General features: G+C 65.5%; 21 protein-coding genes. 11 read left to right on the top strand and 10 right to left on the bottom strand.

Annotated features, from left to right (window positions below; translation table 11 throughout):
* Positions 1-26 precede the first annotated feature (26 nt).
* Positions 27-1,310: an outer membrane protein transport protein gene (locus tag IPP28_15765; GenBank protein ID MBL0042452.1), complete on the bottom strand. Its 1,284-nt coding sequence runs from the start codon at positions 1,308-1,310 to the stop codon at positions 27-29.
* A 127-nt stretch (positions 1,311-1,437) separates the two neighbouring features.
* Here IPP28_15765 and IPP28_15760 point away from each other — a divergent pair, with 127 nt between their 5' ends.
* The 6 genes from IPP28_15760 (at position 1,438) to IPP28_15735 (ending at position 6,462) form a co-directional block, all read left to right on the top strand.
* On the top strand, positions 1,438-2,382 hold the full coding sequence (locus IPP28_15760; GenBank protein MBL0042451.1) for an SPFH/Band 7/PHB domain protein: 945 nt from the start codon (positions 1,438-1,440) through the stop codon (positions 2,380-2,382).
* 1 nt (position 2,383) lies between these two features.
* Positions 2,384-2,821 (top strand): NfeD family protein, encoded by a 438-nt coding sequence (locus IPP28_15755; GenBank protein MBL0042450.1) that lies wholly within the window; start codon positions 2,384-2,386, stop codon positions 2,819-2,821.
* Positions 2,822-2,863: 42 nt separating this feature from the next.
* A complete protein-coding gene (gene gcvT / locus IPP28_15750) occupies positions 2,864-3,955 on the top strand; it encodes a glycine cleavage system aminomethyltransferase GcvT (GenBank protein ID MBL0042449.1) in 1,092 nt (363 codons plus the stop codon).
* Positions 3,956-4,015: 60 nt separating this feature from the next.
* Entirely contained in the window at positions 4,016-4,411 is a 396-nt protein-coding gene (gene gcvH, locus IPP28_15745; protein MBL0042448.1) for a glycine cleavage system protein GcvH, read from the top strand.
* 500 nt (positions 4,412-4,911) lie between these two features.
* Positions 4,912-5,145 carry a hypothetical protein gene (locus tag IPP28_15740; GenBank protein ID MBL0042447.1) on the top strand — a complete coding sequence of 78 codons (234 nt, stop codon included), beginning with the start codon at positions 4,912-4,914 and terminating at the stop codon, positions 5,143-5,145.
* 348 nt (positions 5,146-5,493) lie between these two features.
* A complete protein-coding gene (locus IPP28_15735) occupies positions 5,494-6,462 on the top strand; it encodes an energy transducer TonB (protein ID MBL0042446.1) in 969 nt (322 codons plus the stop codon).
* Between the two features lie 50 nt (positions 6,463-6,512).
* On the opposite strand, the gene IPP28_15730 is transcribed toward IPP28_15735, so the two are convergent.
* Entirely contained in the window at positions 6,513-7,106 is a 594-nt protein-coding gene (locus IPP28_15730) for a GPP34 family phosphoprotein (GenBank protein MBL0042445.1), read from the bottom strand.
* 6 nt (positions 7,107-7,112) lie between these two features.
* Positions 7,113-8,306 carry a beta-lactamase family protein gene (locus IPP28_15725; GenBank protein ID MBL0042444.1) on the bottom strand — a complete coding sequence of 398 codons (1,194 nt, stop codon included), beginning with the start codon at positions 8,304-8,306 and terminating at the stop codon, positions 7,113-7,115.
* A gap of 123 nt (positions 8,307-8,429) precedes the next feature.
* Between IPP28_15725 and IPP28_15720 the strand changes: the two genes are divergently transcribed.
* Both IPP28_15720 and IPP28_15715 read left to right on the top strand, forming a co-directional pair.
* Positions 8,430-9,020, top strand: coding sequence for a LemA family protein (locus IPP28_15720; protein MBL0042443.1), 591 nt, complete (start codon positions 8,430-8,432; stop codon positions 9,018-9,020).
* Positions 9,021-9,063: 43 nt separating this feature from the next.
* Positions 9,064-11,025: a M48 family metallopeptidase gene (locus tag IPP28_15715; protein ID MBL0042442.1), complete on the top strand. Its 1,962-nt coding sequence runs from the start codon at positions 9,064-9,066 to the stop codon at positions 11,023-11,025.
* Here the strand turns inward: IPP28_15715 and IPP28_15710 are convergent, their stop codons facing one another.
* Together IPP28_15710 and IPP28_15705 are read right to left on the bottom strand one after the other, a co-directional pair.
* The gene (locus IPP28_15710; protein ID MBL0042441.1) at positions 11,026-12,606 is read right to left on the bottom strand and encodes a choline dehydrogenase; all 1,581 of its coding nucleotides are present in this window, start codon (positions 12,604-12,606) and stop codon (positions 11,026-11,028) included.
* Positions 12,607-12,703: 97 nt separating this feature from the next.
* Positions 12,704-13,501: an MOSC domain-containing protein gene (locus IPP28_15705; protein ID MBL0042440.1), complete on the bottom strand. Its 798-nt coding sequence runs from the start codon at positions 13,499-13,501 to the stop codon at positions 12,704-12,706.
* Between the two features lie 65 nt (positions 13,502-13,566).
* Between IPP28_15705 and IPP28_15700 the strand changes: the two genes are divergently transcribed.
* Both IPP28_15700 and IPP28_15695 read left to right on the top strand, forming a co-directional pair.
* Positions 13,567-14,850 carry an MFS transporter gene (locus tag IPP28_15700; protein MBL0042439.1) on the top strand — a complete coding sequence of 428 codons (1,284 nt, stop codon included), beginning with the start codon at positions 13,567-13,569 and terminating at the stop codon, positions 14,848-14,850.
* Entirely contained in the window at positions 14,847-15,374 is a 528-nt protein-coding gene (locus IPP28_15695) for a hypothetical protein (protein ID MBL0042438.1), read from the top strand. Before IPP28_15700 ends, IPP28_15695 begins: the two co-directional genes overlap by 4 nt.
* A gap of 2 nt (positions 15,375-15,376) precedes the next feature.
* Here IPP28_15695 and cueR read toward each other — a convergent pair whose 3' ends face one another.
* Positions 15,377-15,853, bottom strand: a complete 477-nt coding sequence (gene cueR, locus IPP28_15690; protein MBL0042437.1) for a Cu(I)-responsive transcriptional regulator — start codon at positions 15,851-15,853, stop codon at positions 15,377-15,379.
* A gap of 1 nt (position 15,854) precedes the next feature.
* Positions 15,855-18,113, bottom strand: coding sequence for a copper-translocating P-type ATPase (locus IPP28_15685; GenBank protein MBL0042436.1), 2,259 nt, complete (start codon positions 18,111-18,113; stop codon positions 15,855-15,857).
* Between the two features lie 163 nt (positions 18,114-18,276).
* On the opposite strand from IPP28_15685, the gene IPP28_15680 reads away from it, so the two are divergent.
* A complete protein-coding gene (locus IPP28_15680; protein ID MBL0042435.1) occupies positions 18,277-20,553 on the top strand; it encodes an RCC1 repeat-containing protein in 2,277 nt (758 codons plus the stop codon).
* A 12-nt stretch (positions 20,554-20,565) separates the two neighbouring features.
* Here IPP28_15680 and IPP28_15675 read toward each other — a convergent pair whose 3' ends face one another.
* Genes IPP28_15675 through IPP28_15665 form a run of 3 tightly spaced genes read right to left on the bottom strand, consistent with a single transcriptional unit; the run spans position 20,566 to position 24,417 of the window.
* On the bottom strand, positions 20,566-21,039 hold the full coding sequence (locus tag IPP28_15675) for a DUF4442 domain-containing protein (GenBank protein MBL0042434.1): 474 nt from the start codon (positions 21,037-21,039) through the stop codon (positions 20,566-20,568).
* Positions 21,036-23,507: an acyl-CoA dehydrogenase gene (locus IPP28_15670; GenBank protein ID MBL0042433.1), complete on the bottom strand. Its 2,472-nt coding sequence runs from the start codon at positions 23,505-23,507 to the stop codon at positions 21,036-21,038. The genes IPP28_15675 and IPP28_15670 overlap by 4 nt, the downstream gene beginning before the upstream one ends.
* A gap of 16 nt (positions 23,508-23,523) precedes the next feature.
* Entirely contained in the window at positions 23,524-24,417 is an 894-nt protein-coding gene (locus IPP28_15665; protein ID MBL0042432.1) for an alpha/beta hydrolase, read from the bottom strand.

Here is a 24,417-nt window from a genome sequence, read left to right as displayed (position 1 = left end):
TCGATCGAACCCGGAGTCGTGACCGGTCAGAAGCGGACCACGCCCGACAGTGCGATGGTTTCGTTGCGGTCGGAGCCGTCGAACGCGGCGTCGATCTGCACCTTTTCGAAGGCCCAGCCGAAGCCCAAGGACGTGTGCAACTCGTTGTCACCGGTCGAGAACAGCACGGCGTTCGCAAGCGCATCGCCGGCATTGGCCGGTTCGCCGACGAAACGCACGGTGTGTTCCGGGTCGCGCCACATGCCGGCGCGCAGCGAGAACGGCACCTTCAGTTCGGTGAAGGTGTATTCCATGCCGAGACGGATTTCGACGCCGTCGTCGATCTGCAGCGGATCAAGCGCCGCACGAGCGGCGGCACCACTGTCATCGAGCATGAAATTCGACTGCATGTCGTCGGTCAATTCCGAATACATGATGTGCGACACGTCGAGCGCCACGGTCAGTGCATCGGTCGGGCGATAGACCACGCCGGCACCGAACAGGTCGGGCGTATTGAAATACGCGGCCTTGTCGATCCGGGTGAAGGCGATGCTTCCCGGAACGATGCTGGCGGTGTACTTGAACTCGGGTGCATGGCGGTAGACCAGGCCGGTCTGCCACTGGTCGTTGATTCGATACTGGCCACCGATGCTGAAGCCGAACGCACCGTCGTTGCCCTGCTGCTGCGTCGAAAAGCGCACCAGGGTATCGCCGACGTTGGTGAAGCGGCGGGTGCTCGAATCGAGGTCGAGGTTGTAGTTGTTCAGGCTGATGCCGAGTGACAGGGCATCGGTGGCCTTGAAGGCGCCGGACAAGCCGAAATTCGTGATGCGGACGTCGATGTCCGCCGCGAACGGGAAGACGCGGCCACCGTCGTCGCCGGTCGCGCCGAGCGAATCGAATGCCGTATCGAAGTTCAGGAACTCGTGGCGATAGACCGCCACCGCCCAATTCTCGTGCGGCCAGACGAAGGACAGGAAGGACGGGCTGCGCGTATCGCTCTCGGCGACGTCGTAACGCAGGCTGTCGGTACTGAACGGATCGGTCGTGTAGTTGCCGCCGCGCACGTACTCGGTGCTGTAGTCGTTGATGCGCTGTTCGAACGAGATTTCCTTGGCGGCCAGCTGCACCAGTCCGGCCGGGTTCGAAAAGGCAGCGGTCGCGTCATCGGCGAGGCCGATGAAGGCACCGCCCATCGCCAGCGAGCGCGCGCCCGGCGCGGAAAAATTGAACTGGAGGGAGGCATTGCCTTCCTCATCGGTGATCGCGAATGCGCTGGATGCAGCCGTCAACAGCGCGGCACCGATGGCCAGGGGAAGGATCTTCTTCATGATGGGTTCTCCTCTCAGCGTTGAATGATTCGTCGCTCGGGGCGAGCGGCCGGATCATAACGCTTTCCAAACGCTGCGCGTGTCGCGCCGCCTGCCTATACTCCGTACCCCGTACTCGGAGAACGTCATGGAACCGATCGTGCTGTTTTTGCTCGCCTTCATCATCTTTACGCTGTGGAAGGGGGTCATCATGGTGCCGCAAGGCTTCGAGTACACGGTCGAGCGTTTCCGCAAATACACGCACACCCAGACCCCCGGCATCGGCATCATCCTTCCCTATGTCTTCAATGTCGGTCGCAAGATCAACATGATGGAGCAGGTGCTCGACGTCCCGTCGCAGGAAGTCATCACCAAGGACAACGCGGTGGTGAAAGTCGACGGCGTCGTCTTCTTCCAGGTGCTGGATGCTGCGAAAGCCGCCTACGAGGTGTCGAATCTCGAACAGGCCATCGTCGCGCTGGTCATGACCAACATCCGCACCGCGATCGGTTCGATGGATCTCGACGAGTCGCTGTCGAAGCGCGACGAGATCAACAACAAGCTGCTGCGCGTGGTCGACGAAGCCACTCATCCCTGGGGCCTGAAAGTCAATCGCATCGAACTGAAGGACATCCAGCCACCGCGCGACCTGGTCGATTCGATGGCACGCCAGATGAAGGCCGAACGCGAGAAGCGTGCGCAGATCCTGGAAGCGGAAGGTTCGCGCCAGTCGGAAATCCTGCGCGCCGAGGGCGAGAAGCAGGCCGCCGTACTGGAAGCCGAGGGTCGTCGCGAGGCGGCATTCAAGGATGCCGAGGCGCGCGAGCGTCTGGCTGAGGCCGAAGCCAAGGCGACGATGATGGTGTCGCAGGCGATCGAACGCGGCGACGTGCAGGCGATCAACTACTTCGTCGCGCAGAAATACGTCGAGGCGCTGAAGGCGCTGGCGACCTCGCCGAACCAGAAGGTGTTGCTGATGCCGCTCGAAACCACAGGGCTGCTCGGTTCGATCGCGGGGATTGCCGAGTTGTCGAAGAGCGCGCTCGACAAGGGCGCGGGTGCCTTGAAGGCGCCGAAGTTGCCGGGAGCCTGAGATGGGACAGCTCGTCTACACCTGGTGGGCGATCGCGCTCGCCCTGCTCGCGATCGAGACGATCATTCCGGGGGCCAGCATCCTCTGGTTCGGCATCGCCGCCTTCATCGTCGGCGTCGTCGTGTACTTCGTGCCGGACTTGCCCTTGCTCGGGCAGGTCGCGGTGTTCGGGGTCTGCTCGATCGCTTCGGTCGCGGTGTACTGGAAATGGTTCCGTACCCATGAGGCGCCGAGCGACCAGCCGCTGCTGAACCGCAAGGCCGACCAGATCATCGGTCGCGAGTTCGTGCTGGATGCACCGATCTCGCTTGGTCGCGGCAAGCTCAAGATCGGCGACGCGTTGTGGACCGTCGAAGGCCCGGATCTCGCCGTCGGGACCCGCGTGCGCGTCTGTCGAACCGATGGCCTGATCCTTCGGGTCGAGAAAACCGAAGCCTGAGTCGTTATGCTCCGCGCCCTCGATTGTCGGCGCGGAGTGCTCATGTTGAACCTGACCATCCTCAATGCCACGCATCGCGCCCTGGGCGCGCGCATGGTCGATTTCGGCGGCTGGGACATGCCGCTGAACTACGGTTCGCAGATCGACGAGCACCATGTCGTTCGCCGCGACGCCGGCATGTTCGACGTATCGCACATGACCATCGTCGACGTTCGCGGTCCGCGCGTCCGTGAATTCCTGCGCTACCTGCTGGCCAACAACATCGACAAGCTCAAGACGTCGGGCAAGGCGTTGTACAGCTGCATGCTCAACGAGCGCGGCGGCGTGATCGACGACTTGATCGTCTACTTCATCGACGAGTCGTTCTTCCGGGTGGTCGTCAATGCCTCGACGCGCGACAAGGATCTCGACTGGATGGCGCGTCAGGGCAGTCGCTTCGGGATCACGCTGGCCGAACGCCGCGACTTCGCGATGATCGCCGTGCAGGGGCCGACTGCCCGGTCGCGTGTGCACGGGCTGCTGTCGCCGGATGGCGCGACACGTGCCGGAAAGCTCGGCAAGTTCGTGGGCGCCGAGATCGATGGGATGTTCGTCGCCCGCACCGGTTACACCGGCGAGGACGGCTACGAAATCATGGTGCCGGAAGCGAATGCGGTGGTGTTCTGGAACCAGCTCGTCGCTGCCGGCGTCAAGCCCGCGGGACTGGGTGCACGCGACACGTTGCGCCTCGAGGCCGGCATGAATCTGTACGGTCAGGACATGGACGAGACGGTGTCGCCCTGGGAAGCCGCGTTGGCCTGGACCATCGCACTCGAACCGGCGGAGCGTGACTTCATCGGTCGCACCGCCCTGGTCGCGCAGAAGGAGGGCGGAGTGTCGCGCGAAATGATCGGCGTCGTGCTCGACGACAAGGGTGTGCTGCGGCACGGCCAGCGCGTGATCACTGATCAAGGCGACGGCGAGGTCCTGAGCGGTTCGTTCTCGCCCACGCTCGGCAAGTCGATCGCGCTCGCGCGCGTGCCGACCGGTGCCGCAGCGGGCACGCTCGCGGTCGACATCCGCGGCAAGGCGATGCCGGTGCGCGCGGTCAAGTTCCCGTTCGTGCGCGACGGCCAAGCCTGCGCCGGCATCTGAAACCGATCGTTGTCTTTAACCCCAGTACAATCCGTCATCACCGACCACGAGGACCGAGTCATGAGCGAAATTCCAGGCGATCTGAAGTTCCTGAAGAGCCACGAGTGGGCGCGTGCCGAAGACAATGGACACGTCACCGTCGGAATCTCCGACCACGCACAGGCGGCGCTCGGCGACCTCGTCTACGTCGAATTGCCCGGTGTCGGCGATGACGTGCAGGCCGGCAATGGCGCGGCTGTCGTCGAGTCGGTGAAGGCGGCCTCCGATGTCTACAGCCCGATCTCGGGCAAGGTCGTCGCGGTGAACGAGAAGCTGGTCGATGCGCCGGAAACCATCAATGGCGATGCCTATGGTGATGGTTGGCTGTTCGTCGTGATGCCGTCCGACCGCAGTGAACTCGACGAGCTGCTCAGCCCGGACGATTACGCCGAGATGATCGAAAGCGAAGACCACTGAATTCAATCGCGTCGCAGCGCTTCAACAGACCGGTTGCCATCAGCAGCCGGTTTTTTTTGTCCCGAGTTTGGTCCGCGTGCGCGACATTCGAGCGATGCGAGATCGTCATCACATGCATGCGCGCGATCACGACATCGATCACGACATCGATCCGATTCGCTTCGACGACACGCACGAAAATTTCCGCGCTCACAAAACGTGTTGACAGTCAACGCGTGTGCGATTAGTTTTGCCGCAGCGTGACAAGCATGCTTCGGAAATGAGTGGCAATAGAGACATCGAAACATCGACCGCAAACACTTCCTCGCAGATGTCGCGATCGAGTCTCCGCCTCTCCCGCATGTACCCCAACTTCCGCGACCACGACGCAAACCCAATGATGCTCCCGACGACGCGTCGAGTCGTACTCTCCAGCCGTGTGTGTGCGTCGGCAGTCCACGCACGCGGTGCTTGATCGATTTCACCGGGCGATCACTGCCAAAACCAAGAGGAGCACTACAATGAAAGCAGCAACTACCAAGAAGAAAGCTGGCACGGTGAAAGCCGCCGCCAAACCCGCAGCGAAGAAAGCACCGGCCAAGAAGGCCGCTGCAAAGAAAGCTCCGGCCAAGAAGGCTGCAGCGAAGAAGGCTCCGGCCAAGAAGGCCGCCGCCAAGAAAGCTCCGGCCAAGAAGGCTGCAGCGAAGAAGGCTCCGGCCAAGAAAGCCGCTGCCAAGAAAGCCGCTAAGAAATAAGTAATTCAGCAACACGTTTTTCAGGGTCAGACCATCGCACGGCCGCCCGGCGTGCGATGGTCACTTTGGATGGAAGCGGTTCCGGAGACGCAAGGTTTCCGATGATGCAGACGCTTCCGCCACGTTCCGGACACCATCCTTTGCATTGAAATTCGGACTGCGGAAGCGGTATCGCACGTGCATTTGCGCCGTATTCGCCCGGATCGCGGCAGTCCCGAACGGCTGCCGGATGTTGCAGTTGCGTGAACGCGCGTCAGAATTGCGGTACAAACCGCAGTGTGACCTTCGTCATGGCCGTCGTTGCCGATCCCGCGCGCCGGTCCGACCACGAATCAACGAGGATGTGAAATGCCGCTCGAGATCCACGCCAATCCAGTTCAAATCCGCGTCCGCGCCGCATTGCTGATCGTGGCTTGCTTGCTCGCGGTCGCTGCCTGCGGCAAGAAGGAACAGGCGGCAGCGCCCGCAACCGCTGCTCAGCCCGCTGCCGGTGCTTCACCGCAGGTCGTGGCGCCCGCTGCCCCTGAAGTCACGGTCGCCGACCTGCTGGCCGCAGCGACGCGCGCGATGAACGAGGAGCGTCTTGTCACTCCCGCAGGTGACAACGCCATCGAAATCTATCTTCAGGTGCTGGCCAAGGAGGCCAACAACGTCAGCGCGACACAGGCCCTGGTCGATTTGTTTCCGCTGGCGGCCGGCAATGCCGAGCGTGAAATCGCGAATCGCAATCTCGACGAGGCGACACGAATCGTGGCGCTGCTTGATCAGGCCAGTCCGGGCTCTTATACGGTGTCGACGCTGAAGTCGAAGCTCAATGCCGCGCGCACGCAGTTGCAGCGAGAGGAAGAGCGTCGTCTCGCGCAGGAGACAGCGGCCCAGCAGCGCGAACAAGCGGCATCGCAAGCCGCCGCGGCACCGCCGCCGGCTGCAGCGCCGGCGCAGCCGACCCGTACCGCGCAAGCCGAGCCACGTCCGGTCGAGGCGGCACCGAAGCCGGCCGAACCAGCCGCACCGCCGCCGCCGGCGCAGCCTGTCGGAGAGACGCGTGAGCCGGTGCTGACGCGACAGGTGCGCCCGACTTATCCCGCCGCGGCGGCACGTCGCAAGCAGGAAGGCTGGGTGGAAGTGTCGTTTACCGTCGACACCAATGGGTCGGTGTCCGACGTCAATGTCGTGCGTGCGCAACCGCGAGGCGTGTTCGATCGCGACGCCACGCGTGCGGTGTCGCAATGGCAGTTCGAGCCCGCGATGGACAACGGCAAGGCCGTGTCGCGTCAGCTCACGCGCCGGATCGAGTTCGCGTTGAAGGCGCAGTAGCGCAGCCCCGCGTCGCGACGAAGACGGCGCCCATCGGCGCCGTCTTCGTTTCAGGCGTGCGCAAACAAGGAAGGCAGCTGGCGTAGTCGCACATCGTCGCTGCGCGTCACCGCGTCGATGCGTGCCAGAAGTTGCCGGGCGACGTCACTGCTGACCGTGTCGGCGAGCCACCCGCAGCGATGTGTGGCAAAAGCCAGCGCCATGCGGTCCATCGGCGCGTCCGTCATCGCTGCATCCAGCAGATGAGCCGATTCGTTCCAGGCTTGGCGTGAGCGCAATCGATAGCGGCGCAGGAACGGAAACGGAATCCACAATTCCAGGACACCACGTTCGGCGAGTGCCTTGCGCATGCGCCCGTGCCAGCGAGGGGATGCAGCCCGCAACTGCTGCAAGGCCGAAGCCAGTGCCGTCGATTTCAGTCGCGACAGCAAAGTCGCAGCTTCAGTCAGCAGCGGGTGGGCGAGCGGCAGGGTGTCGAGTTGTTCGATGCGATCCCCCACGATGGCGAAACGCCCCCCGCAGACGAGGTCGGTGAGCATCAAGCCGGCCATCGCGGCATGCAGTGCATCGCGATCAAGTTGCGGACGCTCGCCGCCGCCCTGCGGATCGAAACCGAACAGACAGAGTCGCTCGGCGAGAATCATGTGGTGTCAGCGGCTGCGGCGGACTTTCGCGGCAGGGCGTGGCGTCAGGCGGTCGAGTTGCAGCCAGTCGCGTGCGGGCAGCTCCAGTTCGCGGTCGATGATCGTCGGCAGCAGTCCGGCGGGTACGGCCGACTCGCTGTTCCAGAGCAGGGCCACGCCGAAGTCCTGGTCGGGCAGCATCGCCAGCGCTGCGCGATACCCCTGCACGGCACCGGCGTGGAAGATCATGCGGTGTCCGCTGTAGTCGAACAGCCGCCAGCCCAGCGCATACGAGGCGGTGCGCACGCGCTCGCGTCGCCAGGGCGAACCCAGCACTTCGCCGGGGGTCGGAATCTGCGAGGTGTGCAGGATGTTCAGCAGTTCGGTATCGAAGACATCCGGTGCGTGGCCGAGGTGCGCCAGCATCCATTGGCCCAGATCGCGCGCGCTGGCGTTGACGCCGGCGGCCGGCGGAATCCGGTAGTAGGTCAGCTTCGGCAGCACCGACTGCCAGCGGCCCGAGCGCTTCACATGCGGATGTGCCCAGTCGCCGCTCGCCTCCAGCGCGTCGCGGCCATAGGTCGCGGTCTCCATCATCAGCGGATGGAAGATCCGCTTCTCGACCTGATGGGTGAAGAAGTCGCCGGTGACGGCAAAGGTCACATCGCCGATCAGGCTGAAGGCGACGTTCTGGTAGCTGTAGCAGCTGCCGACCGAACACACCGGAGTCACTTCATCAAGCTGTTCGAGCAGCAACGGGTAGGGCGAGTCGGCCTCCAGCGCGCGGTCCAGCGAGTTGTGCGGCAGTCCGACCCGATGGCTGAGCAGGTCGTCGATGCGCAGCTTGCCGGCGCCATCAATGTCCTTCAGCACCAGGGCCGGGACCAGGTCCTGCACGCGGTCCTCCCACTGCAGTGCGCGTTCGTTCACCAGCAGCGCGGCCAGCGAGGCAGCGAACGACTTCGACAGCGACGCGACCCGGAAGACGGTGTCCGGGCCGACCGCGATGCGCTTTCCGTTCTCGGCCACGCCGATGCCGCGCACGCTGACGATCACGCCGTCCTTGACCACGACCGCCGCCAGCGCGGGCGTCTGCCCGGTGCGCAGCACCGCATCGGTCAGCTGCTCGAATTCGGCGACGATGTTGGCGGTGCGGGTCTGCTCGTCGATGCTGTCGGCCGCGGCGCAGACGCTCGTCGCAGCCGCGAACGCGATGCTCATCGCGACCCACGGGTAGCTTGCAAAGTTTCGTAAAACGGCCATGTTATGCTCGTCCGGACACCGCGATTCTATCAAGCAGCGATGCTGAACGCGGGCCATTTCTTACACGCGGAGGGCGGTGCGATGCTGGGTTTGCTGATTCTGCTGGTGGTCGTCGCGGTACTCGGATTCTGGGTGGTCGGCATCTACAACGGGCTGATCCGCTCCCGCCGCGGCTACGAGAACGCGTTCGCGCAGATCGACGTGCAACTGACCCGTCGCTACGACCTGATCCCGAATCTGGTCGAGACCGCCAAGGCCTACATGAAGCATGAGGCCGGCACGCTCGAAGCCGTGATCGCCGCGCGCAATTCGGCCATGAATGGACTGAAGGCGGCGCAGGCCCATCCGGGCGACGCTGCAGCGATGCAGGCGCTGGCCGCGTCCGAAGGTCAACTCACCGGCGCGCTCGGCCGCCTGATGGCGGTGGCCGAGGCCTATCCGGACCTCAAGGCCAACCAGAACATGATGCAGGTCAGCGAAGAGCTGACCTCGACCGAGAACAAGGTCGCATTCGCGCGCCAGGCCTTCAACGATTCGGTGATGGGCTACAACGTCGCTCGTGACGTGTTTCCGAACAATCTGATCGCCGGCATGTTCAACTTCAAGGAAGCCGCCTTGCTGCAGATCGAGGATGCGGTCAAGCGCGAAGCGGTCAAGGTGAAGTTCGACTGAGCGCAGTCGCGCCGCGAATTGCGGCGCGCGTTCCGGTCCGCCGATGAACTTCTTCGAAGCCCAGCAGCAGGCACGCCAGCAGTCGAAGCGACTGGTGCTGTTGTTCGTGCTCGCGGTGATCGCGATCATTGGCGCGATCGACCTGGTGGTCGTCGCGGCGATGCTGGCCAATGCCGGCGATGCCGCCGCTGGCCTGACGGCAGGCGAGACACTTGCCCAGCACGCCAGCACGCTGCTGGCGGTCAGTCTGATCGTCGCTGCGGTGATCGCGCTGGCGTCGTTGTTCAAGATCGGCGCGCTCCGGTCCGGCGGCGCGGCCGTCGCGCAGTCGCTGGGCGGCACGCTGATCTCGGCCGAGACCACCAATCCGCACCATCGCCGCCTGCGCAACGTCGTCGAGGAAATCGCGATCGCGTCCGGCGTGCCGGTGCCGGAAATCTACGTGCTTGAACAGGAGTCCGGCATCAATGCGTTCGCGGCCGGTTACACGCCTGCGGACGCGGCGATCGCGGTGACCCGCGGTGCGCTGGAAAAGCTCAAGCGCGACGAACTGCAGGGCGTGATCGCGCACGAGTTCAGTCACGTACTGAATGGCGACATGCGCCTCAACATCCGTCTGATGGGTCTGCTGTTCGGCATTCTCGTGATCGGCATCATCGGTCGCAAGATCCTCGAGGGCATGCGGCATGCACGCGACAGCAAGGGCACCGTGCCGATCTTCCTGATCGCGCTGGCGATCATGATCATCGGCTATGTCGGCGTGTTCTTCGGGCGCTGGATCAAGGCTGGCGTGTCGCGTTCGCGCGAATACCTGGCCGATGCCTCGGCGGTGCAGTTCACTCGCCAGACGGTCGGACTGGCCGGCGCGTTGAAGAAGGTCGGCGGACTGCCGGAAGGATCGAAGATCGAGAACCCCGAGGTCGAGGAAGTCAGCCACATGCTGTTCGGGTCGGGCATGAATTTCTCGTCGATGTTCGCGACCCATCCGCCGCTGCTGGAGCGAATCCAGCGCCTCGACAAGAGTTTCAAGGCGGAACAGTTCGCGGCGATCGCGAAGCAGTGGTCGCAGCCGGTCGACGTGCTGGCGCTGGATGCCGAACTCGGACTCGACCAGGGACTGGGTCTCGAGACGGCGGCGACCTCGGCAGCAGCCCCGCCGCCGTTGCCGGACGTGCGCAGTGACATCGCGGTGCAGCCCCGTTCGGTGTCGAATCACGTCGGCGCGCCGAAGCAGGATGACTTCGCGACCGCCGACCTCATCCAGAATCGCATTCCGCCGCTGTTGCTCGAGGCCGCGCGCGCGCAGCGCTCGGCCGATCGGGTGATCTATGCACTCCTGCTCGATGCGAACGCCGATATCCGTGCGCGCCAGTTGGCGATGATCGTTGCGCACGGCGGTGCGGAAGCGCAGACGGAGACCTTGCTGCTGCGCGAGGCGGTCGAGGCCTTGCACCCGATGCAGCGCATGCCATTGGCAGCGATCGCGTTTCCGGCCCTGCGTCGGCACCCGCGGCCGTGGCTGCAGGGATTCATGCAATTGCTGGATCAGCTGATCCATGCCGACGGCCAGCAGGCCTTGTTCGAATTCTGTCTGGCTCGCCTGGTCGCGATTCACGTCATGGAAGCGCTGGATCCGGCGCGGGCGCGAGTGATCGGGCGGCGCAAGCTGGTGCAATGCGAGGCCGAGATCGCGTTGTTGTTCGCGGTGCTCGCGCACGCCGGGCACGACAGCACGGTCGATGCCCAGCGCGGATTCCAGGCCGGCATGCAGTTGCTCTACGGACAGCGTTCGATCGCCATGCCGGACAGCAGCGACTGGCATGCCTCCCTGGTGCCGGCGCTGAGCAAGCTCGACCAGCTGGACTCGGCCGGAAAGCAGTTGCTGATCGAGGCGATGGTCACCACCATCAGTCACGATGGGCGCATCGCGGTGGCGGAAGCGGAACTGTTGCGCGTCGCCTGCGCGGCGCTGCATTGCCCGCTGCCGCCGCTGCTGGCGCGCTGATCAGCCCGCGAGCATCAGGTCGGCCGCGCGCTCCGCGATCATCACCGTCGGCGCATTGGTGTTGCCGCTGACCAGTTTCGGCATGACCGACGCATCGACCACGCGCAGACCCTGCAGGCCATGCACGCGCAAGTTCGGATCGACGACCGAACCGGCATCGCTGCCCATCCTGCAGGTGCCGACCGGGTGGTACACGGTCTCGGCCTTGCGGCTCAGGAACGCGCTGATTGCGGCCTCGGAATCGTCATTGTCGCCGGGAAACATCTCGTCGCCGCGATAGGCATCGAAGGCCTTCGACTTGAACAATCGGCGCGAGGTGCGCACGGCTTCGACGAGCACGCGGCGGTCGAAGCCTTCGGCGTCGCTCAGGTAATTCGCGAACAGTTTCGGTTTCGCGGTCGGGTCGGCGCTGGCGAGTTCGAGATGGCCACGCGAGCGCGGCTGCAGGTGACAGGCGTGCAAGGTCATGCCGCGGCCGGGAAGGCGATTGCGGCCATGATCGTCGAGGATCGCCGGCACGAAATGGAACTGCAGGTCCGGGCGTTCGTCCGGTGCCAGCGGCGAGCGCACGAAGCCACCGGCTTCGGCGATGTTCGAGGTGCCCGGTCCCTTGCGGAACAGCGCATACTGCAGCGCGATCCAGACGTCGTTGGTCTTGTCGTAGGTGATCGGCTGCTTGCAGCGGAAGATGGTGCAGGCATCGAGGTGGTCGTGCAGGTTGCGACCGACGCCCGGCAGTTCATGCCGCTGCGTAATGCCGTGCTTGCGCAGGTCGTCGGCCGCGCCGATCCCGGACAGCATCAGGGTCTGCGGTGAATTGATCGCACCGCCCGACAGCACGATCTCGCGCTCCGCCTCGGCGCGCACGCGCTCGCCCTTGTGCCGGAACTCGACTGCGACGGCACGGCCGTGATCGATCACCAGGCGCTCGACCATGGCGCGCGTCCTGATCGTCAGGTTGTCGCGATCGCGTGCCGCATTGAGATAGCCGGCCGCGGTGCTCCAGCGCTGGCCGTTTTTCTGCGTCACCTGGTAGAAGCCGAAGCCTTCCAGTTGCGCGCCGTTGAAGTCGGGGTTCAGCGGGAAGCCGACTTCGCGGGCGGCATCGAGCAGCACCGGCGACAGCGGGTTGCGATAGCGGTGGTCGGCGACATTGAGCAAGCCATCGACACCGTGAAACGCGTCGGCGCCGCGCTCGTTGTGTTCGCTGCGCTTGAAATACGGGAGGACCGACGACCAATCCCAACCAGTGGCGCCGAGTGCCGCCCATTCGTCGTAGTCGCGGGCGTGGCCGCGGATGTAGCACATGGCATTGATCGAGCTGGATCCGCCGAGCACTTTCCCGCGTGGCCACCACAGGCGACGGCCATCGAGCTGCGGTTCCGGCTCGGTGTTGTAGTCCCAGTTCACACCCTTGCGGCTGACCAATTTCGCGAGGCCGGCCGGCATGTGGATGAACGGGTGCCAGTCGCGCGGGCCGGCTTCGAGCAGCAGCACGCGCGTGTTCGGGTTGGCCGAGAGCCGATTCGCGAGCACGCAGCCCGCGGAACCCGCGCCGATGATGATGTAGTCGTACTTCACGTGCAGTCCCTCGCTTGCAACGGGGCGCGGCGCACCCGATGGCGCGTCGCCCGCAACACAGCGGGCGCAGGCACCCTAGGTAGCCGACTTAGAGCATTTATTCGAGGACTTCGACCGGCGCGTCGACGCGTACGATCCCGGTCCGGCGCACCAGCAGGTTCTGGCCGAAGGTGACGCCGATCGCCTCGCGTCGATAACTCGTCAGGGTCTTCAAGGGTTCACCATCGGTGGCCGGCGTGGCGCTGTCCGGGTCGATCGTGGTGAGGACGCAGCGCGTGCACGGTTTCGTCAGCGCGAACTCGGTGTCGCCGATGCGAATGCGTTTCCAGGTGTCTTCGACGTGCGGTGTGTCCGTCTTCACGACCAGATTGGGACGAAAATTTGCCATCGACACCGGTCGCGCCAGCTTCGAGTTCAGCAGGTCGAGCGAGGCCGTGCCGATCAGCAGCAAGGGGAATCCGTCGGCAAAGCTGACGATGTCGCCGGGCTTTGACCAGTCGCGGCTGACGCTGCGCACGCAGTCGTCGGCCATGTGCACGAGACGCACGGCGATGCCGAGTTGCAGCGACAACCATGCGTTGATCGCGTCGTCGGCCGCGCGCGCGCGACTCGAGGACTTCCAGATGCCGACCTCGATCGTCGCGGCCGAAATTGGCGGCTCGCCGACATCGCGCCGGCTGCCGGCGGGCGTGAAGACCACCAGTCCATCGCGGATCAATTCAGCGGCGCACTTCAACAAGGTCGGATGCTGGCGTGCGGTGACGAAGCGTGCATTGGCGTCGATCAGCATCCAGCGGCGGTCGCCGTGCAGTCCGCGCGCTTCGACCTCGGCTTCCTGCACGGCGAAGCCGCGCATCGACTTGATCGGGTAGAGATGGATCGAGGACAGATTCATTCGCGGAGTGTACGTGCTGGACGGGGCCGCTACACTCCGGCGGTCGTCGGGACACAGGCTGGCACGTGACGCAATCGCAGCAGGCGCAGGATTCTGGATCGACGGCGTATGCCGTTTCGGCACGCGATGTCCAGGCCGCGCTGATTGCCGCCGTCTATTTCTTCTTCGTGCTCGGCTCCTATTACGTCGTGCGCCCGGTGCGCGAGCAATTGGGTGCGGCCGCAGGCGGTTCCGACGTGTTGCCGTGGTTGTGGACCGGCACCTTCATCGCGACGGTCGTGTTGACGCCGTTCTATGGCGCGATCGTCGCGCGTTTTCCGCGTCGCATCTTCATTCCGATTGCCTACGCATTCTTCGCGATCGGCATGGTCGCGTTCTCGACGATTGCATCGAGCGATCATCCGAGCACGTGGATGGCGATCGCGTTCTACATCTGGGTCAGCGTGTTCAACCTGTTCGTCGTCGCGGTGTTCTGGAGCTTCATGGCGGACGTGTTCACGGATGCCCAGGCGCGGCGCCTGTTCGGGCCGATCGGCATCGGTGGCACCGTTGGGGCTGTGGCCGGGCCGTCGGCGGCGAAATGGCTGGTCGGCGACATCGGCGTGTCGGGGCTGTTGTGGTTGTCCTCGGGTGCGCTGCTCGCCGCCCTCGTCTGCGTGCTGCTGTTGTCGCGATGGGCGAAGCGCTACGGGCGACGCGATGCGACGGTCGCGGAGCGTCCGATGGGTGGTGGTTGGTGGGCCGGCGCAAAGGCCGTCTGGGCCGACCCGTTCATGCGTGCGATGGCGATCCTGATGCTGCTCGCCGACGTGATCGGCACGATGTTGTATGCGCTCAATTCCGACATCGCCCGAGACACATTGACGACCGCCGTGCAGCGCACCGAGTATTTCGCCGGCATCGACTTCGCCGCGAACCTGCTGACCTTCGTCTACCAGATCGCTGTCGCACCGCTGTTGCTCGTGCGCTTCGGGCCGCTCGCGGCGATGCTGTTGCACTGCGCGCTCAACGTGATCGTGTTGTCGCTGGTCGGGTTCATTCCGGGTGCCGAAATCACCATGATCGCGATGGTCCTGTCGCGTGCCGGTGCCTACGGACTGCTGCAGCCGGCGCGCGAAGGCTTGTACACGCGGGTGCCACGCGAACTGCGCTACAAGGCCAAGGCGTTCATCGATACCGCGGTCTGGCGCGCCGGCGACGTCATGACCAGTTTCGGCATGAACGGATTGCGCGCGATCGGTTTTGGCGTACCCGCATTCGCGGCGATGGCCGTGCTCGCGTCGGCTGCATCCGCGCTATTTTCCTGGCATGCGGTGCGTTACGCCGATGCCCATCGGAGCAACGAATGATCCGCTTGCTGTGCCTGTTGCTGTTGTTGTCCGTAAGCACGATCGGGCGGGCGTCCGCTCGCGACGACTGGGAATTCGGCGTGCGTGTCGGCGGCATGATCACCGACAATGCAGTGCGCCTCGACGGTTCGGCCGAATTCCTGACGATCACGCGCCGTCTTGGCGAAACGCGTGGCGTCGAGCTCGAGTTCGGCGCCGACCAGCTCGACTTCTCGATGGACTATGGTCTGCGCCACAAGACCGTGGCCGTGAACTATGTCGAAGTGAATCGTGAGCCGTTGTGGGATCCGTACGTGCTGATCGGCTTCGGCGTGTCCGAATTCGATGCCCCGAGCGGCATCACTGAAGGCCGCGACGCGATGATGCAGATCGGCACCGGCGGTTCCTGGGAAGTCACCGAGAACGGCAAGCTGCTCCTGCGCGGCGATGTTCGCGTCCGCTACGACCTCAACGACACCGGCCAACCCGGCCAGGATGGCTGGGGCGACGCGATCTTCACGGTCGGGTTGTCGTTTCGCTTTTGAGTTCAATGGCAGGCGCTGGCCTTGCCGCGCTTGGCCGGTTCGGGACGCGCGAGATCGTCGAGGATCGGGCATTCGGGGCGGTCGTTCCCGTGACATTGCCGCGCGAGATCGGCCAGCGTGCGCTGCATCGCCTGCATCTCGGCGATCTTGCGGCCAAGTTCAGCGGCGTGCGACTGCGCCAGTTTCTTGACCTCGCTGCTGTTGCGCTTCGGGTCCGACCAGAGGGCGAGCAGTTGCGCGATCTCCTTCATCGAGAAGCCGAGTGAGCGCGCCCGCTTGATGAAGCGCAGTCGGTGCAGGTCGGCGTCGGAATACAGGCGGTAGTTCGCAAAGGTTCGGCCCGCGGGCGGAATCAGGTCGATGCTTTCGTAATGGCGGATCATCTTCGCCGACACGCCGCTCAGCGCGGCGGCTTCGCCGATATTGTGCAGGCCCTGCTGCCTGGCGTCGGACAGTTCGGGACGGACGACGTGGCGCATGTCAGGCTCCTTCGATGCGATGTTGGGCCCGCGGCGTCCAGCGTCGCAGCAGCAGGGTATTGGTGACGACGCTGACGCTCGAGAAGGCCATCGCCGCGCCGGCGATCACCGGGTTCAGCAGTCCGGCGGCAGCGAGCGGAATGCCGACGATGTTGTAGATGAAGGCCCAGAACAGGTTCTGGTGGATCTTGCGGGTGGTGCGCCGAGAAATATCGATGGCGTCGACGATCAGCCGCGGATCGGGACGCATCAGGGTGATGCCCGCTGCCTGCATCGCGACATCGGTGCCGCTGCCCATGGCGATGCCGACATCGGCCGCCGCCAGCGCGGGTGCGTCGTTGATGCCGTCGCCGACCATGGCGACCCGATCGATTGCCGCGAGGGCACGGACTTCCTCGGCCTTGTCGCCCGGCAACACGTTCGCGTGCACGTCGTCCGCACGAATACCGACGGCGCGTGCCACTGCGTTTGCGGCGCCGGCGTTGTCGCCCGAGATCAGCACGGTGCGCAGGCCGAGCGCATGCAGGGCCGCGATGGCCTCACGTGATTCCGGACGCACGCTGTCGCCGAAGGCAAACAGGCCATGCACGCGGGCGCCGGACGCATCGCGTGTCGCCACCCAGGAGACGGTGCGGCCCTGCGCTGCCTGTGCCAGTGCTGCCGCGCGCGCGTCGGTCACGTCGATGTCTTCGGTTTGCATCAGTCGTTCGTTGCCGATGAACACGTCGACACCGTCGGCCTGACCGCGCACGCCCAACCCGGACAGCGCGCGCACCCCGGACGCCGGCTCGACGCGCAGCCCGCGTTCCGCTGCGGCGCCCAGCACCGCCTTCGCGAGCGGATGCTCGCTGCCCGACTGCACGGCAGCCGCGAGTCGCAGCAGTTGCACCTCTTCACCATCGAATGCATCGACATGCACCAGTCGCGGTTGGCCGACGGTCAGCGTTCCGGTCTTGTCGAACGCGACAATGCGCACGCCATGCGTGGTCTCCAGTGCCTCGGCGTCCTTGATCAGGATGCCGGCGCGGGCCGCGACGCCGGTGCCGGCCATGATCGCGGTTGGCGTCGCCAGGCCGAGCGCACACGGGCAGGCGATGACCAGTACCGCGACGGCATTCAGCACTGCCTGCGGCCAGTCGCCGGCGGCGAGACCCCAGTACAACAGCGTCGCGATGGCGAACAGCACGACGACCGGCACGAACACGGCACTGACGTGATCGACGACGCGCTGGATCGGCGCCTTCTTCGCTTGTGCGTCTTCGACCAGGCGGATGATGCGCGACAGGCTGGTTTCCGCGCCGATCGCCGCAGTGCGCACGACCAGTCGGCCTTCGCCATTGGTCGCGCCGCCGGTGACGCGGTCGCCCGCGTGTTTCGGCACCGGCAAGGATTCGCCGCTGATCATCGACTCGTCGCTGTGGCTGGCGCCTTCGACAATGAGACCGTCGACGGCGATGCGTTCCCCGGGGAGCACGATCACGAGATCGCCGACGCGGATCTGCGCGATCGGCACGTCGACCTCGATGTCATCGCGACGCACGCGTGCAGTGGCTGGACGCAAGGCCTGCAGCGCACGAATCGCAACCGTGGTTTGGCGCCTTGCGCGGGCTTCCAGCCACTTGCCCATCAAGATCAGGGTGATGACCACCGCCGACGCCTCGAAGTAGAGATGCTGCGGACCATGATGCGTTCCTGCGACGAACATCTGCCAAAGGCTGAGGCCGTAACCCGCGCTGGTGCCGAGCGCGACCAGCAGGTCCATGTTGCCGGTGCCGGCCTTCAATGCGGACCAGCCGGCGCGGTAGAAGCGTGCGCCGAGCCAGAATTGCACTGGCGTCGCGAGCGCGAGTTGCAGCCAGCCCGGCAGCATCCAGTGCTCGCCCCAGAGCAAGCCGATCATCGGCAGGATCAGCGGCAGCGACAGCAGTGCCGCGAGGATCAGATGACGTCGTTCGCGATCGCCGTGCGCATCGTGATGAAGCGCATGCGGATCGTCCGATGGCGGCGCATCGGATGCGACCGTCGTGGCTTCGTAGCCGGCATCGGCGACCGCAGCGACCAGCACGTCGCGGGTCACTTCAGCGCCGGCTTGGACGGTGGCCGATTCCGTCGCGAGGTTGACGCTCGCATCGACCACGCCCGGTACCTGCTTCAGCGACCGCTCGACGCGGCCGACGCAGGAGGCGCAGGTCATGCCTTCGATGCCGAACTTGAAGCGGGCGGCGGCATCACCGGGGGGAATGGAAATCTGCGTATTCATCGGCTTGCTCCTTTGACGGACAAGCGCAGGCTACGGGTTGCCATGATGGGAAGGTCAATGCGCAAACGCAACGGCCGACGGGAACTGAAAGATTTCCGATTCCCCTGCGTATGAGGGATTGAAGGCCGCCACGAACGGGAGGCCGAGCAGGGGGATGGGCAACATGAGTGGCAATCGGTGGATATGGACCTTGGTCCTGGCCGTGGCGGCGTGGACGACGCTGGCCCCAGTGGGCGCGCAAGCCAATGTGCTCGACGCGGGCGGTTATCACGGTTGCGGCCTGAACGGCAGTGGCGTCGTCCTGTGTTGGGGCGCCAACGGCTCCGGGCAGCTGGGCGACGGCACCACGACGACGCGCCGGACGCCGGTCGCGGTCAGCGGCCTTTCCGGTCTCACCACCGTCGCCGTCGTGGCGGGCAGTTACCACAGCTGCGCACTGATCGCCGATGGCAGCGTGCGTTGTTGGGGTGGCAATGGGCACGGGCAACTCGGGGACGGGACAACCACGACCCGGCTGACCGCGACGACCGTGACGGGTCTCACCGGCCTGGCCGTGACCGCACTGGCGGCGGGCGATGCGCATACCTGCGCCCTGATCAGCAACGGCGGTCTGCGTTGCTGGGGCTCGAACGACTGGGGAAAGCTCGGTGACGGCGGTGCCACGCAGCAGAACACGCCGGTTCTCGTGCAGCTGCCGGGTCTGATCGTGACCGCGGTTGCGGCCGGCCACAGCCATACCTGCGCCCGGATCAGCAATGGGTCGGTGCGCTGCTGGGGCTGGAATGGCTACGGCCAACTCGGTGACGGGAGCAACAACAGTTCCCCTGTCCCGGTGCTGGTGGCCGGTCTCGCGGGCGTGAGTGTCACCACGCTGACGGCCGACGACATGCAGACCTGCGCCACCATCAACAACGGGTCCGTGCGTTGCTGGGGCAAGAACGACACCGGTCAACTTGGCGATGGCAGCACGGTCCATCGCAATGCGCCGGTGACCGTGACCGGTCTCTCGGGCACGACCACGATTGCCGTGAGCGCGGGTCAGTCTCATGCCTGTGCCCTGAGCAGCACGGGGGCCCTGCGCTGTTGGGGTGGAAACGGATATGGGCAGCTGGGGGACGGAACGACCACAAGCCGCCTGTCCGCGGTCGCCGTCGTCGGACTGGCCGGCACCGTCGTGACTGCATTCGGGACCGGCGATCGGCACAGTTGCGCCCGGATCAGCGACGGCAGCTGGCGCTGCTGGGGCGGCAATACCGAGGGGCAACTCGGCATCGGTGGCGTGCTCCAGCGGCCGTTGCCCGTGCGTGTGAGCGGCCTCGCCGGTCTGCCGGTGACTGCGCTCGCCGCCGGGGCCTGGCACAGTTGCGCACTGATCAGTGGCGGTACCGTGCGCTGCTGGGGCCGGAACCAATACGGTCAACTTGGCGACGGCAGCAACAGCCCGCGTCCGACACCGACGCTGGTCTCGGGGCTGGGCGGCTTGACCGTGACCGCGATCAGCGCCGGCGAATCGCACGCCTGCGCGCGCATCGTCGACGGCAGCCTGCGCTGCTGGGGGCGCAACGACCGCGGACAACTCGGCGATGGCAGCAACGTCGATCGCAATGCGCCGGTGCTGGTCGGCGGATTGGCCGGTGTCACGATCGTTGCGGTCGGCGTCGGCGCCGGACACACCTGCGCCTTGGACCATCTCGGTGTCGTGCGTTGCTGGGGCCGCAACGACGATGGCCAGCTCGGCGACGGCACCAATACGGATCGTCCGTTGCCAGTGGCGGTCGTCGGCCTTGCCGGCACGACGGTCTCGACCCTGGCGGCGGGCGGTTGGCACAACTGTGTGCGGCTCGGCGACGGCAGGCTGCGCTGCTGGGGTTCGAATTACACCGGGCAGCTGGGTGACGGCACGACCACCGATCGCACGTCGCCCGTTCCGGTCAGCGGACTCGCAGGGCTGGCCGCGAATGCCATCACGGCCGGTGGGTACCACAGCTGTGCACGCTTCAGCGACGGCGCCGTGCGTTGCTGGGGCAACAACGATTCGGGACAGCTCGGCGACAACTCCACGCAGACGCGCACCGCGCCCGTCGTCGTTTCAGGCCTCGGCGGGCCGGGCACGAGCGGGCTCGCCCTGGGCGAATACCACAGCTGCGCGAGGATGACGGACGGAACGCTGCGGTGCTGGGGCTACAACGATGCGGGGCAACTGGGCGATGGCGGCACCGTCGACCGCGGTGTGGCCGCGCCCGTGCTCGGGCTGGCCGGACTGAATGCAACCGACCTGGCCGCCGGCGGATCCCATACCTGCGCCCGCATCAGCGACGGCAGCGCGAGATGCTGGGGTGACAACACCCATGGCGTGCTCGGCAATGGTGAAGCCGGGTACTACGCGACACCGCAAGCCGTCGTCGATCGTGTGTTCGGCAACGATTTCGAAGCCGAATGAACGCACTCGCGATCAGCCCGGACGCTTGCGCGGCGTCACCCACATCGTGATGTCGGCTTCGAACACGCGCGTGCCGTCCGGATCGGTGGCGACGACCGGGATCACGCAGTCGTAACCGTTGCCGATGTCGTCGGGCAACTGGATGGTCGACTCCAGGCGGGCTTCGCGCGTCGCCTTGGCGAGGTAGCGCACGGTCATCGTCTTCGGGATCCAGCGCCATTCCGGACGGATCGTCGCCTCGATGCCGACGCCGGCCGCGAGCTCCGCGCCATTGCACAGGGCGATCGCATGAATGGTCTGGATGTGGTTCTGGATGCTGCGGCGCTGCCGGATGCGCACCACCATGCGCCCGGATTCAATCTCCTCGATGCGCGGATGGATCGAACCGAAATAGGGCGCCTGCCAGCAGACGATCTTCGTGAACAGCCAGCGACCGAAGGGTTTGTCCTTCAGTCGCTGCCATTGCTTGAGGACCTTGCTCATCAGGCGACGGCCTTGAGGGCGGCGCGCTTGGCGGCGCTGGCGGCTTCGAGCTCGGCCGAGTCGAAGTCGTCGACGGCAATGAACTCGTTGGTCAGCACGCGCACCTCGGCGAGCAGGTCGCGTTCGGCCGCGGTGATCACGTTCTTCTGCACCGCTTCATCGAGTTGCGCCGTCGCTTCCAGCGCGCCGATCTGGCCGGCCTTGATCGCCTTGACGACCTTGCGTTCCACCGGCTCCGAGGCGATGACCTTGTCGAGCGCATGATGCATGCGGCCCGGCACATTGTTCGCGTTCGGCGTCAGGTAGACACCTTCGACCAGACGATTGCGCGTCTCGCTCGGCGCCAGCAACAGGGTACAAACGCGATGGCCAAGGCGGTCCGACGGCGCACGTTCGCGCAGGCCGATCGGGAACACCAGGGCGCGCAGCATCCACGCCACCGGGCGGATCGGGAAGTTGCGCAGCACGCCGTCGAGCGCGTCCTGCATCTTGTACACGGCGTCGTGCATCGCCCAGGCCAGCAGCGGATAGTCCGCGACCGGACGGCCCTGGTCCTCCCAGCGCTTCAGCATCGAACTCATGATGTAGAGCTGGCTAAGCACGTCGCCGAGGCGTCCCGACAGTTTCTCCTTGACCTTGAGTTTGCCGCCCAGCGTCAGCATCGCGGTATCGGCAACCAGCGCCAGATTGGCCGAGTAGCGCGTGATCTTCTTGTAGAACTTGGCGGTGCTGGCGTCGCCGATCGGCGCCTTGGCCAGTGCCGAATGACTCGCACCGAGCAACAGCGAGCGCACGCCATTGCTGATCGCGAAGCCGATGTGGCCCATCAGCAGCTGGTCGAACTCGGCCAGACGCTGCTTCGGATCGGCGAGTTGCGCCGCCTGCATTTCCTTCAGCACGAACGGATGGCAACGCACCGCGCCCTGGCCGAAGATGATCATGCTGCGCGTCAGGATGTTCGCGCCTTCGACGGTGATCGAAATCGGTGCGGCCTGATGCGCGCGACCCAGGTAATTGCGCGGGCCGAGGATGATGCCCTTGCCGCCGTGGATGTCCATCGCGTCTTTCACGACTTGCGAACCGACTTCGGTGGCGTGGTACTTCGCGATCGCGCTCGGCACCGACGGCTTCTCGCCCATGTCGACCGCGGCCGCGGTCATGCGCGACAGCGCGGTGATGGCATAGGTCAGGCCGCCGATGCGGGCCAGTGCTTCCTCGACGCCTTCGAAACGACCGATCGGCATCTGGAACTGCTTGCGGATGCGCGCATAGGCACCTGTCGCGGCGACGCCCATGCGGCAGCCGCCAGCGGCGGTCGACGGCAGCGAAATCGCTCGACCGACCGACAGGCATTCGACCAGCATGCGCCAGCCCTGCCCGATCATCTTCTCGCCACCAATCAGGTAACTCATCGGGATGAACACGCCGTTGCCGCGCACCGGGCCGTTCTGGAATGGCACGTTCAGCGGCATGTGGCGACGGCCGATTTCCAGACCGGCGGTGTTGCGCGGGATCAGTGCGAGGGTGATGCCGCGGTCTTTCTCCGCACCCAGCAACCCGTCCGGGTCATGCAGGCGGAAGGCGAGGCCGACGATCGTCGCGATCGGCGCCAGCGTGATGTAGCGCTTGTCGAAGGTCAGCTTGATGCCGAGGGTCTCTTCACCGTTGTGCTGGCCCTTGCAGACGATGCCGAAGTCCGGGATCGAGGTGGCATCGGAACCAGCGTGCGGATTGGTCAGTGCGAAACAGGGGATGTCTTCGCCGCGGGCAAGTCGCGGCAGGTAGTGGCTCTTCTGCGCATCGGTGCCGTAATGCAGCAGCAGTTCGCCGGGGCCGAGCGAATTCGGCACGCAGACGGTCGACGACAAGGTGCCGGACACGCTCGCGCATTTCGCGACGACCGCACCATGCGCCAGCGCCGAGAAGCCGAGGCCACCGTATTCCTTCGGGATGATCATGCCGAAGAAGCGGTTCTTCTTGAGGAAGTCCCACACCGTTGGCGACAGGTCGGCGCGCACGTGGGTGGCGTCCCATTCGTCGTGCAGGCGGCACAGTTCATCGACCGGGCCATCCAGGAAGGCCTGTTCTTCCGCACTCAGGACCGGTTTCGGCTGCGCGGCCAGCTTGCGCCAGTCCGGGCGACCCGAGAACAACTCGCCTTCCCAGCCGACGGTGCCGGCTTCAAGCGCGGTTTTCTCGGTGTCCGACAGTTGCGGGGTGATGCGCTGATAGACCTTGAGGAAAGGGCCACTGAAGATCGCGCGGCGCAGCGGTCCGATGTTGAACGGCACCGCGACCAGTGCGAACACGGCCCACGCCGCGTAAAGCGCAAGCGGGTGCGCGCCGGCGAACATCGTCGCGGCACCCAGGCCGATGGCCGATAGGGCGGTCCACGCCAGCAGGCCGAGTCGCAGGTGTGCGACGAGGACCGTGCTGAGCAATATCGCAAGGAAGGGCAGGGTGCTGTTCATCGGAGTCTCCGGTGGATCAGGCGGTGTGCGTCGGCAGTCGACGCAGGTAGCGGGAAATGGTGTCGACGAAGCGGTCGTTGGCATCGCCGACGACCATGTGCGTGGCATCGTCGATGCGCTCGTGTTCGGCCTGCGGCACGAGCGCGCGGAATTCGTCGATGGTGTGGTCCGAGACGACGTCGCTGCGGCCACCGGAAATCAGCAGGACCGGCAGGCGCAGCGCGCGTGCGGCTTCGGTGAGCCCGGCGACATAGCGCTCGCCATTGTCGGCGACGGTGTCGAGCAGGCGCGGGTCCCAGTGCCAGCGCAGCCGGCCGTTGGCCATCGGCACCAGCATCTTGTTCAAGCGGCCCGGATCACTGCGCTGGGCGCGATGCGGCAAGTACGACGCGACTGCAGCGCTGGCCTCTTCGACCGAAGCAAATCCTTCCGGGTGGGCGCGCATGAAGTCGAGGATGCGATTGACCCCGGCGGTCTCCCAGCGCGGCGTGACATCGACCAACACCAGGGCTTTGAACAGGCCGGGCTGAGCGGCTTCGGCCATCATGCCGATCAACCCGCCCATCGAGGCGCCGATCCAGACCGGCGGCCGCGGCAATGTGCGGGCCAGGGCCTTCGCGTCATCGACGAATCGTTCGAGTTCGTAGGCCTCGGCGTCGTGCCAGCCGCTCTCGCCGTGGCCACGACCATCGAGTGCGAGACAGTGGAATCCTTCGCGCGCCAGATGCTCGGCGGCGCCGGTCCAGGCCAGTCGCGATTGGCCGAAGCCGTGCGCGAACACGAGTGCGGGTGCATCGGCGTCGCCGAAATGCTCGACCGCAAGTCGCAGGCCGTCGGCGGTGGCGAAGCGATGCACGGCGCGCGCAACCGGCGCTTCGGGCAAGGCAGCAAGGGCGGCATGATTCACCAT

It is taken from the genome of Lysobacterales bacterium (genome assembly GCA_016721845.1).
GTDB lineage: Bacteria > Pseudomonadota > Gammaproteobacteria > Xanthomonadales > Ahniellaceae > JADKHK01.
Note: the sequence above shows the minus strand (reverse complement) of the source record. Positions and strands in the feature narration are given on the sequence as shown.